Source organism: Paenibacillus glycanilyticus (assembly GCF_023715145.1).
GTDB lineage: Bacteria > Bacillota > Bacilli > Paenibacillales > Paenibacillaceae > Pristimantibacillus > Pristimantibacillus glycanilyticus_A.
The window spans coordinates 129,086-144,994 of sequence record NZ_JAMBNP010000009.1 but is presented as its reverse complement, the minus strand read 5'-3'; the positions used below and the strand labels follow the sequence as shown (position 1 = coordinate 144,994).

Sequence of the window (15,909 nt, the reverse complement as noted above, 5' to 3'; positions counted from 1 at the left end):
TAACGAATTTATGGGTTTATAACCTATGGCAACACAATGAAGTAAATGTATAAAGTCGAAATAACTAGAGCAACAAGCGTTAATGGAGCCCCGATCTTCAAGTAATCCATATAGCTGAAGCCTTTACCTTCCCGCATGGCAAGACCCGCAACCACCACGTTTGCCGATGCGCCAATCAGCGTGCCGTTGCCGCCAAGACATGCGCCAAGCGATAAGGACCACCATAGCGGATTAAGATCATCCGGATTTGCAATATTCATTTGCACGCCAATATCCTGTACGAGCGGAATCATCGTTGCGACGTACGGAATGTTGTCAATCGTTGCGGACGCTATGCCGGATACCCAGAGGATCAGCATCGACGTTTTGGTCATATCCCCCGAAGTCAGCTGCAGCGTGAAATTGGCCAAGTTCGATATGATATTGGTCTCGATCAAACCGCCCACGAGCATAAATAGCCCTATGAAGAAGAAAATCGTCTCCCACTCCACCATATCAAAGGCAGCTTCAGCATCCTCCCGTTTCACTCCGATCAGCATGAGCAATGTAGCTCCGCCAAGAGCAATGACGGCCGCTTCAACGTTAATGACGGAATGTAAAATAAATCCGGCAATCGTCAGCAGCAGAATGCAGAGCGACTTGACCATCAGCTTGCGGTCCTTGATGTTATCCTCGGCTCTAAGTGCCATCAGCTCTTTCTTCGATTCCTCATCCACAATCAGCTTCTTGCGGTAAATCCAGACAAGCAGGGCAATTGTAACGGCCAAAATGACCAGAATAACCGGAGCCAGGTTAATGAGAAAATCATTAAACGTCAAATTCGGATTCGCCGAACCGATCATAATATTAGGCGGATCACCGATAAGCGTAGCGGTACCGCCGATATTGCAGGACAATATCTCAGCCAGCAGGAAAGGTACCGGCGTTATTTTCAAAATGCGCGTAATCGAAAATGTAATCGGCACAGTTAGCAGCACTGTGGTGACGTTATCGAGAAAAGCAGAACCGATACCCGTCAACACCGATAAAATAATAAAGATTTTGATTGGATCGCCTTTAGCAGCTTGAGCGGCCTTGACCGCAGCATACTGGAATACGCCCGTCTTGTTCGTAATCCCCACCAGGATCATCATCCCGATTAATAAGAAAATAGTCTCCCACTCGATATGCTCCGCGAAAGCCAGCTTCATATCCAACACGCCAAGCACAATCATAATAACCGCACCGAATAAAGCAATAACGGTACGGTTTATTTTCTCCGTAATAATAATGGCATATGCCGCCAGGAAGATCACTACGGCAGCCGTTACCTGCCAGGAGGCAGGATGGTACATCGGTTCCAAATCAACAACTCCTTTTTGAATCCAGTAAATAAAGCACATTATACAAAAAAGATATAAATAACGTCCAGCCCCGCAAACGGCTGGTCTAATCCGCCCAGCTTGACCATAAGGTGTACTAATAGTCTTGTACAAGGGGGGATAAGATGAATTCGGTCAAACCTATTGTCCGGCCACCGCGCATCGCTGCTCCACTGCTAGCAGGTGTCATATATTCGATCATTTGGCTTGCCATAGGGGCGCTTCTGCTCTCGTTCCTGCTGTATTTCAGCAGCATGAAGGAGAATAACCTGCCTCAGTATTCGCTTGCTGTCCATGGCTTCTCCGCACTTGCCGGCGGCTTCGTATCGGGCAAACGCTCGGGTATGAAGGGCTGGTATTACGGCGCCTTGCTTGGGCTTATCTATGGCATTACCGTATTGACCATTGGTTTTCTAGCCGCCAACAGCGGACTCTCCGGGAAAAGCGCCGTTATGCTGCTTGCTGCTATGTTTGCCGGCGCATTCGGCGGAATGATTGGCGTTAATCTTAAGAAATAATCCTTATGTAAGCTGCACATACTACATACAAGCAAAAAAGAAGCTGACTACATCATAGTCAGCTTCTTCCCATTTGGAATTATTCCGTTGCTGCGGGCGCGCTGTTCAGTACGGAGCTGATTGCGCTGCGATCAAACGTCATCTTGGTCGTGTCGTTCACGCGAAGCACAACCGTGTCGTCCGTCAGTTCAACGATGGTGCCTTGAAGACCGCCGATCGTTTGGATTTTATCACCCTTCTTCAGCTGGCTGAGAAGTGAGTTGCGCTGTTTGGTTTTCTTCTGTTGCGGACGAATAAGCAAGAAATAGAAGACCGCAAACATCAGAATGAAAGGCCAGATCATTTGAAAAATGTTCGAGCTGCCTGCAGCATCTGCTGCCAATAGAGTAGACATGGAAATTCCCCCCCTTCCCTAAAATCTAATTCTTAAAAGCCCTTGTCGTTATCAAACAGTCCATACTTCGTGAAGAAATCATCCCGGAAATCAAGAAGACGGTCTTCCATAATTGCCTGACGTACATCACGCATGAGCTGTAAAAGGAAATGTAAGTTGTGATAAGTCGTCAACCGGATGCCAAATGTCTCGTCTGCCTTGAGCAAATGGCGAATATAAGCCCGCGAGTAGTTCTGGCAGGTGTAGCACGAGCACTCCGGATCAAGCGGACCAAAGTCCTCCGCAAACTTCGCGTTGCGAACAACAAGACGGCCTTGGCTTGTCATCGTTGTCCCATTCCGTGCAATACGCGTCGGCAATACGCAGTCGAACATATCTACGCCGCGAATTGAGCCTTCGATCAGTGCGTCTGGAGAACCAACGCCCATCAGATATCTTGGCTTGCCCGTCGGCAGCTCCGGAACGGTGTAATCAAGCACATCATACATTAAGTGCTTAGGCTCGCCTACACTTAATCCACCAATAGCATACCCCGGGAAATCCATGGAAGTCAAATCCTTGGCGCTCTGGATACGCAGGTCTTTGTACATGCCTCCCTGTACAATTGCAAAGAGACCTTGGTCATGCTTGCGGGCATGGGAATTCAGGCAGCGCTCCGCCCAGCGCGTCGTACGCTCCAGCGATTGCTTCACGTAATCGTACTCGGCTGGATAAGGCGGGCATTCATCAAATGCCATCATAATGTCAGAACCTAACGCATTCTGAATCTCCATCGCTTTTTCCGGGGAAAGAAACAGCTTGTCCCCGTTCAGATGCGAGCGGAATTGAACGCCTTCTTCCGTAATCTTGCGCATATCGCTTAAGCTGAATACTTGGAAGCCGCCGCTGTCCGTCAGAATCGGACGGTCCCAGTTCATGAATTTGTGTAGTCCGCCCGCGCGGCCAACAATGTCATGTCCGGGACGAAGGAATAAGTGATACGTGTTGCTCAAAATAATTTGGGCATCCATCGTTTTTAACTCTTCCGGGCTCATCGTCTTTACCGTAGCTTGGGTTCCTACCGGCATAAAAGCAGGCGTCTCAATGACGCCGTGGGGCGTGTGAACCCGGCCAAGACGCGCGCCGGACTGCTTGCAAACTTTAATTAATTCATATTTTACAGCCACTGTTCATTCTTCCTGTCTACATTAGGATTATCGTGCTAGTACAAGTTGGTGTTAATAGATAAACATAGCGTCGCCAAAGCTGAAGAACCGGTACTCCTCACGAACGGCTTCTTCATAAGCCTTCATGATCGCATCCCGTCCAGCCAATGCGCTAACGAGCATCACGAGCGTCGACTTCGGCAAATGGAAGTTCGTCAGCAAGGCGTCTACCAGCTTAAAGGAGTATCCCGGGAAGATGAAAATATCTGTCCAGCCGCTGCAGGCCTCGATGGGGCCGCCCTCGAAACGGGCTGCTACCGTCTCAAGCGTTCTCGAAGACGTTGTGCCTACAGCTACTATACGGGCTTCCGACGATTTGGCTTCATTTATTATTGAAGCATTTTGTTCATCCAGCTCGTAATACTCCGAATGCATTTCATGCTCTTCTACCTTATCCACTGACATCGGCCGGAATGTGCCTAGTCCAACATGGAGCGTCACATAAGCAAGCTTAACTCCTTTATCAACCAGCTGCTGCAGAAACTCCTTCGTAAAATGCAGTCCCGCCGTAGGCGCGGCAGCCGATCCTTCATGCTTGGCATATACGGTCTGGTAACGCTCCCGTTCCTCCAGCCTTTCCTTAATATAAGGAGGCAGGGGCATTTCGCCAAGCCGGTCAAGCAGCTCCTGGAATATGCCTTCATATTGAAAACGAATCGTCCGCGAACCCATATCGCCTTCATCTTCAACCACTGCACGGAGAAGCGGTTCTCCGCTGCCGTTATCGCCAAACCACAGCTCAGCGCCAACCTTCATGCGCTTGGCTGGCTTGGCGAGTGCTTCCCAGCGGTCTCCCTCCAGCTGTTTAAGAAGCAGCAGTTCGATTTTGGCGCCTGTTTCCGCCTTTACTCCAGTCAGTCGTGCTGGGATGACGCGCGTGTTATTCAGAACAAGTACATCTCCCGCCTGCAAATAGTCGGCCAGATCGGTAAAAGTACGGTGCGCAATGTCACCCGTCTGCTTATTAAGAGTTAATAGTCTTGATGCTGTGCGGTCTGCAAGCGGAGTCTGGGCAATCAAACGCTCCGGCAGCTCGAAGTCAAACCATTCTACATTCATTGAATCAATCATTCCTTAGCGATGGTTACATCTTTATAGTAGTATTGCAAGATATAAGAGTAGTCATACCCTTGCTGTGCCAAGCCAAGCGCTCCATATTGGGATAATCCGATCCCGTGGCCGTTCCCTGATCCGACAAATCGGAAGGAAGGGTCTTTGGTCGTTGCGCGGATTTGGCTGTCCCTGTTCATTACGATTAGATTACTGTCTGCCTGCGACACTTTGCCGCCGGCCTGAATCATGTACACCGGTTGAGCGGCGGAAGTCTTGGTACGAGTAGAGCCGTTTGCTCCCAGCATCGTCACCTTTGCTGTCTCGTCTACCGTAAACAGCGTACTAGGCAAACCGCCAAGGGCAGAACGAAGCACATCTGGATATTTTACATTGTAAGACTGTCCGTTGACAAGCAATTGTGTAACACGGCCGGATGGACCTGTTTTCCCGACCTGAAGGGAAGTAATCGGACCTGTTACACTCGCCTGCTTCGTCATCGTCGCAAGAAGCTCCGAAGACGTAAACGGCCCTTTCACCCAGGACATGGCATTATTCTCAACCGCCTTGTCCAATACGGCGACTATCGTTCCTTTGTTTGCTTGTCCAACCAACGGAACGGCATCCTCCACTTTCGGATTCTTCCGGACCTTGGAGCTGTCCGTATTCACGGTCATCAGCTTTACGCCGGCCGCATTCGTCTGACCGGAATCCGTAAGCAGATCTTCGCGGATATAACCCGTTTGATTGTTTGGAAGGACAACCCGGTACCAGGTGTACAGACCCTTCTCGGAAGAGCTGTCCGTCGGACTGGATACGCTCTTCAGGTAGGCAACGGAATTCCCCCAAATCTCGGAAGCATCTGCCGTTTTGCCGCCGCCGTTCGACGAGAACAGCGCCTCGATCAGCTTGCCGTTATTCAGCATTACTTCGCCGGCCGTCTCGTCTACCGCTTGAATGGTCGAGGGCTTCTCCGTTGTTGTGCCTTGATATTCCTGGCTGCTCACGCTGTCAACCACGTTGGCAATCTGGAAGCCAAAGCCTTGATACAGGGCATACGTGCGTGCCGCTACCGCCTGTGCCTTCAATGCTTCGAGCGGCCATGACGCGATCATCTCTCCGCCTACCACGGAGTACAAATATTGCTCGAACGGCAGTTCATTAACAACCGCCAGCTTGCCGTTAAATTCACTTACCTCGAATTGTCCGCGGTATGTCCGGCTGCTGCGCTCCGTCAGCTTGATCGGTTTGTCGCTAGCCGGGATAATCCGAACCTTTGCATTGTTAGTTGGAAAAGCGTACAACGTAACCGAGCTGTCCGCTTTACCGGTTAACGTATGATCGTTACGTTCCAAGAGATAGGCCGAATCGTCAGCTGTCTTAAGGCCGCTGCCAGCTGCGCCGGCTGCCGTCTTCACGACATTCAGTTCTGCGGAGCTCGCAGCAGCGCCAACAAAGACGGAGTAACGTGCATTGGCGCTGCCGTCAGCCTTGCGAACGCCAACATAGGCATCCACTCCCGCTGCACTAAAGGCTTCGGAGGCTTTAACCGCCTCTGCTTCAGAGGCATAGGAGGTGCCGCTTTCCAGATGGAAAGGCCCTTGAACGACCGCTTTGGCGCCGCCCATCAGCTTGCTCAGCGTGCTGTCCGCGCTCCACTTGGTGATGGCGGCCGTTGCGTCTGCCGCATTGCCGTATGTACCTTCGGTTACTTGATAGACGGTCTTGCCCTTCTTCTTAAGGGAGGTAATAAAACCGCTGCCCGACAAAGCCTGAAGCCGCTTGTAGGCGGAAAGCGCCGTGTCAAAGCTTTCGGTTTCGATTACTCTTGCTTTGTAATCGTCCTTAGCAATCCGGGACGGCTCATTTGCTTTGATATTTAACCACGGGACAACACCCGCAGGATCGCTCATTCCTATTGATAATCCGCCGGCAGATGCAAAAGTAGCGGCTGCCGTATTCACTTGATACTTGCCTGGCAATTGTAGATAGATGGCAACGCGAATCGTATCGAGCTGAGGGACGGCTCCCAAAGAAGGCTTGGCCCACAAGGTCGATACAAACAACAGTCCGGCGATCGTAAGCAGCGATAACCGCTTGAACGACCATCGTTGAAATTTCATCAAGGATTCCCCTTTCCCTTCTCATGCTGCGGCGGCAAGGTGCAGCCATTCACGGAGCAGCTTTGCTCCGTTTGTCCAAACCAGTCATATCTGCGTTTCGCAATGTAGCGGTACATAAAATCGCCAACCCGGCTCATGCCGGGCAGACGGTAAAGTGCCGCAAGCAGACGAAAGCCCTTGATCGTGCGCATGATCCGGATAACGCCGTCGGCTCCGGCGTACAACCGTCCCTTTTCGTCTGCTACATGCATCTTCTCGTACAATTCCGTCTCTCTCACCTGTTCAATCCCCGGAACCTTGTTCCCCGGCTCCGAGAGAGATTGTGCCGGCACAAAGATCAGCTCCGCGTTTGAGCGGAGCTCTTTCAGCTTGCTTACCGTCCCTATGCATAGTTTGCAAGTTCCGTCATAGACGACATACAGCTTCTCGCTCGCAATTTTCATGAGGCTTACCTTTCCGGCAGAGGCATTCCCAGATGCCGGTATGCCTGATCCGTTGCAATACGCCCGCGAGGCGTCCGCTGCAGGAAGCCGATCTGCATCAAATACGGCTCATAGACATCCTCAATCGTCTGGCTTTCTTCGCCGATGGAGGCGGCTATCGTATCCAGACCAACAGGCCGTCCGCCAAAAGTGGTCATCATAGCCAGCAGCATCTTGTGATCGATGCTGTCCAGTCCCATCGGATCCACCTGCTGCAATTCCAGCGCTGACTTAGCAATATCATGCGTAATAATACCGTCTCCGCGTACCTGCGCATAATCGCGCACCCGCTTCAGGAGGCGGTTGGCGATACGGGGCGTTCCCCTCGAGCGCATCGCGATCTCTTCCGACGCTTCTCCGATAATGGCAATGTCGAAGATTTCCGCAGAACGGGAAACGATGTAAGCCAGCTCATCCACCGTATAAAACTCCAAGCGGCTGATCACGCCAAACCGGTCACGCAATGGAGCAGACAGCAGGCCCGCCCTTGTCGTAGCCCCAATAAGCGTGAATGGCGGCAGGTCCAGACGCACGGACCGGGCGCTTGGACCTTTGCCTATCATAATATCCAGCGCGAAGTCCTCCATTGCCGGATACAGCACCTCTTCCACCGTCCGGTGAAGACGGTGAATCTCGTCGATGAACAGCACATCGCCTTCCTGCAAATTGGTCAGCAAGGCGGCAAGATCGCCCGGACGCTCGATTGCGGGCCCCGACGTTGTGCGCAGATTAACGCCAAGCTCATTGGCGATAATATTCGACAGCGTTGTTTTCCCGAGTCCGGGAGGCCCATACAATAGCACGTGATCCAACGCCTCTTTGCGCATCTTGGCTGCATCTATATAAATCTTGAGATTTTCCTTCGCCTTCGACTGCCCGATATATTCAGCCAGATACCGGGGGCGCAGGCTTAATTCCATTGCCTGCTCATCCATCATCAGGTTAGCGGATATAATCCGATCTTCCACCCTCGCTCAGCTCCTTTTCCGTTACCCTTTAAACAGCTGCTGCAAGGCACGTTTCATTAATGAATCCACCGTTTCCTCCGCCGTTGCCGACGCTGACAGCACGCTCCATGCCTTATCCAGCTCGGCTGCCGTATAACCTAGCACGGCAAGCCCCTCGCGCGCTTCTTCCCATGCCGTTCCGGTTCCTTGCGCTCCGCCTTTTGCCGGAGACAAATCGGGAGCAAGTCCTACCGCTGCCAGCAGACCCGCATCCGTAGCAAAGCCGGCAAGCTTATCCTTCAGATCAAGAATCATCCGCTGAGCGGTCTTTTTGCCGATGCCCGGGAGTCTCGTCAGGAACGCAATATTCTCCTGCTGAATCGCGCCGATTACCGCATCCGGACGTCCGCCCGCCAGAATGCCAAGCGCTACTCTTGGACCGATGCCCGATACTTCCAGCAGCTTGCGGAACAAGGTCTGTTCCTCCCTGGACTCGAAGCCGTACAAGAGAATCGCATCCTCGCGGACATGATGGTGAATATAAATGGTGACGGCTTCCTCTTTTCCCGCAAACGCATACGGGTTAGGCGTGAACACCCGGTAACCGACATCTCTGACATCTAGTACGACATATTCGTTCTCAACATGATTAATAAGTCCGCGTAAAAAATCGATCATCGAAGCACCTCGTTAATTTTTTGCGACAATCCGGATGAATGGGCATGACAGATCGCTACCGCGAGCGCATCCGCTACGTCGTCCGGCTTCGGTATGGCCGACAGCTTAAGAAACATCTTAACCATCTCCTGCACCTGGCGCTTCTCTGCTTTACCATAACCTACTACCGCCTGCTTTACCTGGAGAGGAGTGTATTCCGCAACCGGCAGCCCCCGCTGGGCAGCCGCCAGAATAATGACCCCTCTTGCCTGCCCTACGGCAAATGCCGTGGTTACGTTTCGGTTGAAGAACAGCTTCTCTACCGCGACAGTATCCGGCTTATACTTATCCATCAGTGCAACAGCCGAGTCATAAATCTGTACCAGCCTCTCTTCCTGAGGCGTATGGGCAGCCGTCTGAATACAGCCGTATTGAACAGGCTTCAGCTTATGCCCGTCTTTATCAATGAATCCAAATCCCGCGATCGCAATGCCGGGGTCTATACCAAGAACGCGCAATCCGCCAACTCCTTTGCGGCAGTCATTACCGCTTCTTATCCGTCCATTATAGCAAAAGTTGGTCCGTATGAGAACACGCGTTTGAGATTGCCGCCTAGAAACCGCTTTGCTAGACCTGCAAAAAAACCTTCCGCGCAAGGCGGAAGGTCGGCATCCTATCAGTATGTCGGCTTCATCACTTTTTGGTTAGCGGGCATTGCAAAATCGCTGTAGGTCGACAGGACGCTGTTATATTCGTCCATATCGGAAATCTTAATGCCTTCTGACAGACGATCCACCTTATCCTGCGGCAGGCTGCTCTCCATATATCTGACATCAAGCTGGAAGAAGGTTTTTACCACCTTCTCTTTCTTTGGAGCACCTTCAAAGAGAGACAGGTACCCCTGCTTGTCCAATCCGATATACACATTGCCTTTGCAGGATTGCGAGAAATCCTCAATCTTCTCCTCCAGCAGCACCGTTTGGCCATCCTGCGACAGCATGGCGGTCCACTCCGGGTGGGACATCAGGATCCGAATAACCTCTGCGGAAGTCATTTGGCCAAACGGCTTTGTTTCTTCCCCGCAAATATACCGGCGATGCAATTGAACCGCCAGAGGCTCTTCATGCTCCTGCAAGATCCTGATCAAACCGGGATTCCCTTCTCCCGGCTCGCTTACGGCGCCAACTCCCGAAGCTGCGGCAGGCGTGCTATGCAAAACTGCCGCGAGTCCAATTAGGAACGACCCTAACGTCCACATCGGACGCCTTCCTCTTCGCAGCCGCTTCTTTAGTTGCTTCCACAAGCTGAACTTCATCATCATAATAAAGGCCCCTTGTTTTCATTTTTTGCCTAGTTTAACTCAATGCTTCCGTAAATATGTACGGATAGGCAAAATAAAACAATAAACAGCCTCCTGCCATAAATAAGGCAAGAGGCTGACTGTTATCCGCATTAGCGATTAATCCAAGGTTTGTTGCTCCTGTTTGTTTTTTTGGATTTAGGCGCAGCGCTGCGGATTTTTGCTGTTTTGCGCGGTTTTGCTTTCTTGCTTACCGTTTCTGTTTCTCCTTCAAACGGCTCTTCTTCATCTATGCGTTTGCCATTACAGCCGCATGGATCATCCTGTGCGCCCGCTGTTTGACCCGGCCAGTAGGAATATGGAGTGAACTGAGCGCCTGCTACCGGATGGCCGTAGCCGTAACCTCCATAGCCGCCTGGAGCGAAGCTTGCCGGCGATACATTAGAGAAAGGTGCAGCATTGGGACCAAGCGCCAATGGCGATACGTTTGAACCTAATGACATTGGTGCAACATTAGAGCCAAGGGCTTCCGGGGAAAAATTCGAGCCTAGCGCTGCTGGTGCTGCGTTGGAGCCAAGAGCCGATGGCGATACGTTTGAACCTAATGCCATTGGTGCAACATTAGAGCCCAGCGCTTCCGGGGAAACATTTGGCCCCATCATAGCCGGAGAGACCATTCCCGGATGGTCGTGGCCATAACCAAAATCAGGGCCGACATTAGCCGGAGATACAGCCGATGGGCCATAACCATAACCAAAGTCAGGACCTGTGCCAACAGGAGACACCCAGCCTGGGCCGTAGCCATATCCGCCGGCAGGACCTGTCATTTCAGGGCTGACGCCAGTAGGAGCAGCATTCTCTCCAAATGCAGCCGGGGAAACATTCTCGGGGCCAAAGCTCGCAGGAGACACAGCACCTGGCCAGCCATAACCAAAGTCACTTGCTGGAGACACAGCCGATGGACCATAGCCGTAACCAAAGTCAGTTGCTGGAGATACAGCCGATGGGCCATAGCCATACCCGAAGTCTGGGCCGACGTTAGCCGGAGATACTGCTGTTGGGCCGTAGCCATAACCATGGCCGGTCTCTGCCGGAGACACTGCCGTTGAACCGTAGCCATAGCCATGGCCGGTCTCTGCCGGAGACACTGCCGTTGGACCGTAGCCATAGCCAAAGTCTGGGCCAACATTGGCTGGCGATACTGCTGTTGGGCCGTAACCATAACCAAAGTCAGGACCAACATTTGCAGGTGACACCGCAGTTGGGCCATAGCCGTAGCCATGCTCAGGTCCAATATTTTCTGGCGATACGAAGCCGTAGCCATGCGCCGGGCCGACCGCTGCAGGACTTACGTTAGGCGCTGCATTGCCGAAAGCCGCCGGGCTAACGTTAGGCGCTGCATTGCCGAAAGCCGCCGGGCTAACGTTAGGCGCTGCATTGCCGAAAGCCGCCGGGCTTACATTTTCTGCTCCAAGAACAGGGGATGCATTTTCCGAACCAAATACAGCAGGAGATACATGACCCGCTCCATAACCGTAACCAGGGCCAGCCGCGATCGGCATTGTGCCTGGCGGGCACCATGGTCCTTCGTTTACCGGGCTAACATGGGATCCCGGCCAGCCGCCGTAACCAAAGCCAGGACCAACTTGCAGAGGGGATACCATTGGTGCCATATTGGCTCCGTAACCGCCATGGTGATGATGCTGGGATGCCGCTTCAACCGCAGGAATACCATGCTGTTTGAACAAGTCAACGCTTGGCTGCAGGCTAGGCTCCGCATTGGACATGATTGGTGCTACATTCGGTTTCATTTTCGGCTGAACGTTGGCTTCCATCGAAGGCTTCACGTTCGGCTTCACGTTAGCTGCTTCTTCGGCGTGTTTCGCTTTTTTGTCCGGCGATTTTTGAACAGGCAGCGCTTTTTTCGCCGGCTCTTTCGCAGCTGGGGCAACCGGCGTAACAATTGGGGCCGTTGGCGTTTTTGCTGCTGGCGCTACCGGTGTTGCCGGAGCGATTGGAGCCGTCGGCGTTTTTTGAACCGGTGCTTGCACGGCCGGCATTTGTCCTGTCGGCTTTTTGCCAACCCAGTTCTGCACGCCGTGCATAAGCGACATTGGATGAAGCGGATGATGCGAATTACCTGTACCTTGCGCTGTTACGCCATGGCTTGGAACTTCTGTTGGGGTAGCTGTTTTTGGAATGTTGACAATTTCGCCGGTCAGCAGCACATTCGGATTTTTAAGCTGCGGATTCGCTTTAATCATGTCGGCAAGCGGTACACCCCATGCCTTCGACAATTTCCAAAGCGTATCCCCTTGCTTCACCACATGCTGATGCATAATGTCCAGTCCTCCTGTTCCGCCGCCAACCTCATGAGCCGATGGAACTTTCAGCTTCATCCCGACATCCAGCAGATCCGGGTTCGTAATGGAAGGGTTCAGTTTTAGAATGTCTTCAATCGATACATTATGTTTCTGAGCAATGAAATACAATGTATCGCCTTTCTTTACAACGTGAATTTTCACTACCAAAAAACCTCCTGTCACGTACTTTGTATAACGGCACGGCGAATGCCTGCTATCAATCATTACATCCTATGCAGAACGTAGGCTGGTGTCTCCACCTTCACGCAAAAAAAATAGCGCTGCCCATGAAGGACAACGCTAATTCATTATTAGATAAGCTGTTCGTAAGTAAAGCTCGGGTAACTGCCAAGAATGCGGACCTGGCATCCAAGCGCCTCAATCTCTTCAAGCGCCGAAGGCAGGAGTACCGTATCCAGCGCCATATCGATATCGATATAAAAATAATAATTGCCCAGCTTTTTCTTCGTCGGGCGTGACTCAATCTTCGACAAGTTGATCTTCCGCCATGCAAACGCGGCAAGCACTTGATGAAGCGCGCCCGGATAGTCCTCCGGCAGCGTAATTAGGATGCTTGTTTTTTGCTTGTCGGATTGACGTGCCGTGAATGGCTCGCGGCCTACAAGCAGGAACCGGGTAAAGTTGTTATCGTGATCCGTAATCCCTTGCCCTAATACATCGAGACCGTTATTGCCGGCTGCGGTCATCGTACCAATCGCCGCCCAGCCTTCGCCGGGATTCTCCTTCACGATCTTAACGCCTTCCGATGTGCTTCCCGCCGTTTCAATCTCGGCGTGCGGAAGCTCGCTGCGCAGGAACTGGAGGCACTGCGCAATAGCAACGGGATGGCTAATCACTTTCTTGATCTTGCTGAAATCAATCGTACCGTCTTCTCCGGCTGCTTCCGAGCTTCGGCCTATTAAATTCTGAATGGAAGGGTAAACCCATTCTGCCTGAATCGGCAATTCCACTTCATGAACTAGCCAGTCCACATGAAGATTAACGGAACCTTCAATGGTATTCTCAATAGGGACAACGCTATAATCGCTGACACCGTTAACGGTCGACATAAATACGTCGGCGATCAGACGGTGATGCTTCCAATTCATTGGTTCTCCGGCGAACAGCCGCTTGACCGCTTCATCCGAGACGGAGCCCGCAGGCAATACTGCAATTGTCTTCATCGTACAACTTCTCCTTTTATCCGCTCCATAAGGCCGAGAGCAGGGCTTGCCGCATCCTCCACCGTAATGACCGGACCTTCAGCGCTTGGCTTCAACCACATGGTCTCCGCTTCGATGCCTTCCTGCTTCAGGGTCGCAAGCAAAAATTGCTCCAGCTCCGGCTTATTCTTGCCGTCCGCATCAACAAACGCAATAAGGGTAGGGCCCGCTCCGCTCAATGCGGCACCAAGCGCTCCGTAATCCGCGGCATTCTCCAAAATGGTGGACATGCCCGGAATAAGCGGCGCACGGTACGGCTGATGCAGCCGGTCGCGCATCGCATGGCGGATAAGTCCAAGCTCGCCGCTCGCCAGTGCTGCCACTAGCAGAGAACTGCACCCTACGTTAAAGACCGCGTCAGCCATGCTGATCTGCGAAGGCAGCGCATGGCGCGCCTTTTCCGTCGACAGCTGGAAAGCCGGGATCGCCACAAGCGTCTCGAGCTTCGCATGCGGCTCAAGGCGAACATAGTCTGCACGCTCGCCATCCCAGGCGGACACAACGATACCGCCGTACAAGGAGGCGCCAACATTGTCAGGATGCCCTTCCAGCTTGGTAGCAAGCTGGAACAGCTTATGATCGGTCAGCGGGCTGCCAATCAGCGCATTCGCGGACACCAGCGCTCCAACGATAGCAGAAGCACTGCTGCCAAGACCTCTTGTTAGAGGAATATCGCTGTACATCGCAATGTCCAGCTCCGGAATGCTTACCCCCGCTTCTTCGAAAACAAGCTGGGCAACTTCGTAGAGCAGATTCGATTTATCAGTTGGAATGCCTTGCATCTGATCGCCGTACAAACGGAATGTCGTGGTTTCCGCTGCCGACATCTCGATCCAGGCGTATAACGAAAGCGCCATCCCAAGCGTATCGAAGCCAGGACCCAGATTTGCGGTGCTGGCCGGCACTTTCACAATTACTCGACGATTATTCATGACGGATAAAGCTCCTTTATTTGCTTTTGCAATCATTCAAGCTCGAGGTCAGATTATCCTTCTACGCGGTAGACGCTCTTCACCTTGCGGATAACGTCCAGCGAACCGAATTTCTGCAGCACCTTCTGGATAGCAGCTTTATTCGCATCATGGGTAATAACGATAATTTCAGCATCCGGATTGTTCGGATTAGGCTGCTGCAGCACCGATTCAAGACTAACTTCGTATTCGGCGAAGATTTGCGTAATCTGAGCGAGCACGCCGGCGCGGTCATCTACATGCAGCAGCAGGAAATATTTCGAAGAGATCTGCTCGTCTGTCTTGAGCTTCTTCTCTTTGTATGTCAATACGCTTTGCTTGCCGTTAACGCCAAGCTTAAGGTTTTTTACAACCGCTACAAGGTCGGAAACAATGGAAGTCGCTGTAGGCAGTTCACCCGCGCCAGGACCGTAGAACATCGTCTCGCCTACTGCTTCGCCATACACGTAGACGGCATTGTACACACCGTTAACGGATGCAATCGGATGCGATTTCTTCACCATGGTTGGTTGAACGCTGATGCTGAACTGGTCATCCTGACGTTCCGCGATACCCAGCAGCTTCACTTCATAGCCCAGACGCTTAGCGTACAGGATATCTTCTTTCGATACCTTGGACATGCCCTGCACGGAGACATCTTCAAGCGCAACCTTTGCACGGAAGCCAAGCGTTGCGAGAATCGTCATCTTGCGTGCGGCGTCAAGGCCCTCCACATCGGAAGTCGGATCCGATTCCGCGTAGCCAAGCTCTTGCGCTTCCTTCAATACATCATCATAAGATGCGCCTTCCAGACTCATCTTCGACAGAATGTAGTTCGTCGTGCCGTTCACGATCCCCATGATCTTCGTGATGCGGTCGGAAGAGAAGCCTTCCACCAGTGTACGGATAATCGGGATGCCGCCCGCGACGCTGGCTTCATAGTACACATCGCAGCCATGCTCCTGCGCCTTCGCCAGAATTTCCGGGCCATGGAGCGCCATCAAGTCCTTGTTCGCGGTAACGACATGCTTGCCGCGGGAGAGTGCCTCCATAATATATTCCTTCGTCGATCCGATTCCGCCCATGACTTCAACGATCACATCGATATCCGGATTGCTGATGATCTCCCACGGATCTTCCGTCAGCTTGGACGAATCGATCGAAATGCTGCGGGATTTCGCTTTATTTTGAACAAGAATTTTCTCAATGACGATCGGGGATCCGACCTGGCTTTGCAAATCTTCCTGGTGTCCTTCCACAATACGCACTACACCAGTCCCGACAGTACCGAGACCAAGCAAACCTACCTTCACTGGCTTCATACAATTCCCTCCAT

At 52.2% G+C, this 15,909-nt stretch carries 15 protein-coding genes; 1 reads left to right on the top strand and 14 read right to left on the bottom strand.

From position 1 onward, the window contains the following. Positions 1 to 23: 23 nt before the first annotated feature. Positions 24 to 1,382: an ArsB/NhaD family transporter gene (locus tag M3194_RS22555; protein ID WP_285889465.1), complete on the bottom strand. Its 1,359-nt coding sequence runs from the start codon at positions 1,380 to 1,382 to the stop codon at positions 24 to 26. A 104-nt stretch (positions 1,383 to 1,486) separates the two neighbouring features. On the opposite strand from M3194_RS22555, the gene M3194_RS22550 reads away from it, so the two are divergent. Next, on the top strand, positions 1,487 to 1,879 hold the full coding sequence (locus M3194_RS22550; protein WP_251656339.1) for a TIGR04086 family membrane protein: 393 nt from the start codon (positions 1,487 to 1,489) through the stop codon (positions 1,877 to 1,879). A 79-nt stretch (positions 1,880 to 1,958) separates the two neighbouring features. Here the strand turns inward: M3194_RS22550 and yajC are convergent, their stop codons facing one another. The 13 genes from yajC to M3194_RS22485 form a co-directional block, all read right to left on the bottom strand. Continuing rightward, entirely contained in the window at positions 1,959 to 2,273 is a 315-nt protein-coding gene (gene yajC / locus M3194_RS22545) for a preprotein translocase subunit YajC (RefSeq protein WP_251656338.1), read from the bottom strand. Between the two features lie 32 nt (positions 2,274 to 2,305). Next, positions 2,306 to 3,439, bottom strand: a complete 1,134-nt coding sequence (gene tgt / locus M3194_RS22540; protein WP_251656337.1) for a tRNA guanosine(34) transglycosylase Tgt — start codon at positions 3,437 to 3,439, stop codon at positions 2,306 to 2,308. A 51-nt stretch (positions 3,440 to 3,490) separates the two neighbouring features. Beyond that, on the bottom strand, positions 3,491 to 4,537 hold the full coding sequence (gene queA / locus M3194_RS22535; RefSeq protein ID WP_251656336.1) for a tRNA preQ1(34) S-adenosylmethionine ribosyltransferase-isomerase QueA: 1,047 nt from the start codon (positions 4,535 to 4,537) through the stop codon (positions 3,491 to 3,493). Positions 4,538 to 4,545: 8 nt separating this feature from the next. Next, positions 4,546 to 6,651, bottom strand: coding sequence for a SpoIID/LytB domain-containing protein (locus tag M3194_RS22530; RefSeq protein WP_251656335.1), 2,106 nt, complete (start codon positions 6,649 to 6,651; stop codon positions 4,546 to 4,548). Next, positions 6,651 to 7,094, bottom strand: a complete 444-nt coding sequence (locus M3194_RS22525; RefSeq protein ID WP_251656334.1) for a thiol-disulfide oxidoreductase DCC family protein — start codon at positions 7,092 to 7,094, stop codon at positions 6,651 to 6,653. The genes M3194_RS22530 and M3194_RS22525 overlap by 1 nt, the downstream gene beginning before the upstream one ends. A gap of 5 nt (positions 7,095 to 7,099) precedes the next feature. Beyond that, a complete protein-coding gene (gene ruvB / locus M3194_RS22520; protein ID WP_251656333.1) occupies positions 7,100 to 8,101 on the bottom strand; it encodes a Holliday junction branch migration DNA helicase RuvB in 1,002 nt (333 codons plus the stop codon). Positions 8,102 to 8,122: 21 nt separating this feature from the next. Then, the gene (gene ruvA / locus M3194_RS22515; RefSeq protein ID WP_251656332.1) at positions 8,123 to 8,758 is read right to left on the bottom strand and encodes a Holliday junction branch migration protein RuvA; all 636 of its coding nucleotides are present in this window, start codon (positions 8,756 to 8,758) and stop codon (positions 8,123 to 8,125) included. Further along, entirely contained in the window at positions 8,755 to 9,255 is a 501-nt protein-coding gene (gene ruvC, locus M3194_RS22510) for a crossover junction endodeoxyribonuclease RuvC (RefSeq protein WP_015845963.1), read from the bottom strand. Before ruvC ends, ruvA begins: the two co-directional genes overlap by 4 nt. 158 nt (positions 9,256 to 9,413) lie before the next feature. Then, positions 9,414 to 10,058: a BofC C-terminal domain-containing protein gene (locus M3194_RS22505; protein WP_251656331.1), complete on the bottom strand. Its 645-nt coding sequence runs from the start codon at positions 10,056 to 10,058 to the stop codon at positions 9,414 to 9,416. Positions 10,059 to 10,189: 131 nt separating this feature from the next. Further along, positions 10,190 to 12,562, bottom strand: a complete 2,373-nt coding sequence (locus M3194_RS22500) for a LysM peptidoglycan-binding domain-containing protein (RefSeq protein ID WP_251656330.1) — start codon at positions 12,560 to 12,562, stop codon at positions 10,190 to 10,192. 149 nt (positions 12,563 to 12,711) lie between these two features. Then, positions 12,712 to 13,584, bottom strand: coding sequence for a prephenate dehydratase (gene pheA / locus M3194_RS22495; protein WP_251656329.1), 873 nt, complete (start codon positions 13,582 to 13,584; stop codon positions 12,712 to 12,714). Further along, positions 13,581 to 14,555 carry a homoserine kinase gene (gene thrB / locus M3194_RS22490; RefSeq protein ID WP_251656328.1) on the bottom strand — a complete coding sequence of 325 codons (975 nt, stop codon included), beginning with the start codon at positions 14,553 to 14,555 and terminating at the stop codon, positions 13,581 to 13,583. The genes pheA and thrB overlap by 4 nt, the downstream gene beginning before the upstream one ends. A gap of 53 nt (positions 14,556 to 14,608) precedes the next feature. Continuing rightward, a complete protein-coding gene (locus tag M3194_RS22485) occupies positions 14,609 to 15,895 on the bottom strand; it encodes a homoserine dehydrogenase (RefSeq protein WP_251656327.1) in 1,287 nt (428 codons plus the stop codon). Positions 15,896 to 15,909: the final 14 nt, after the last annotated feature.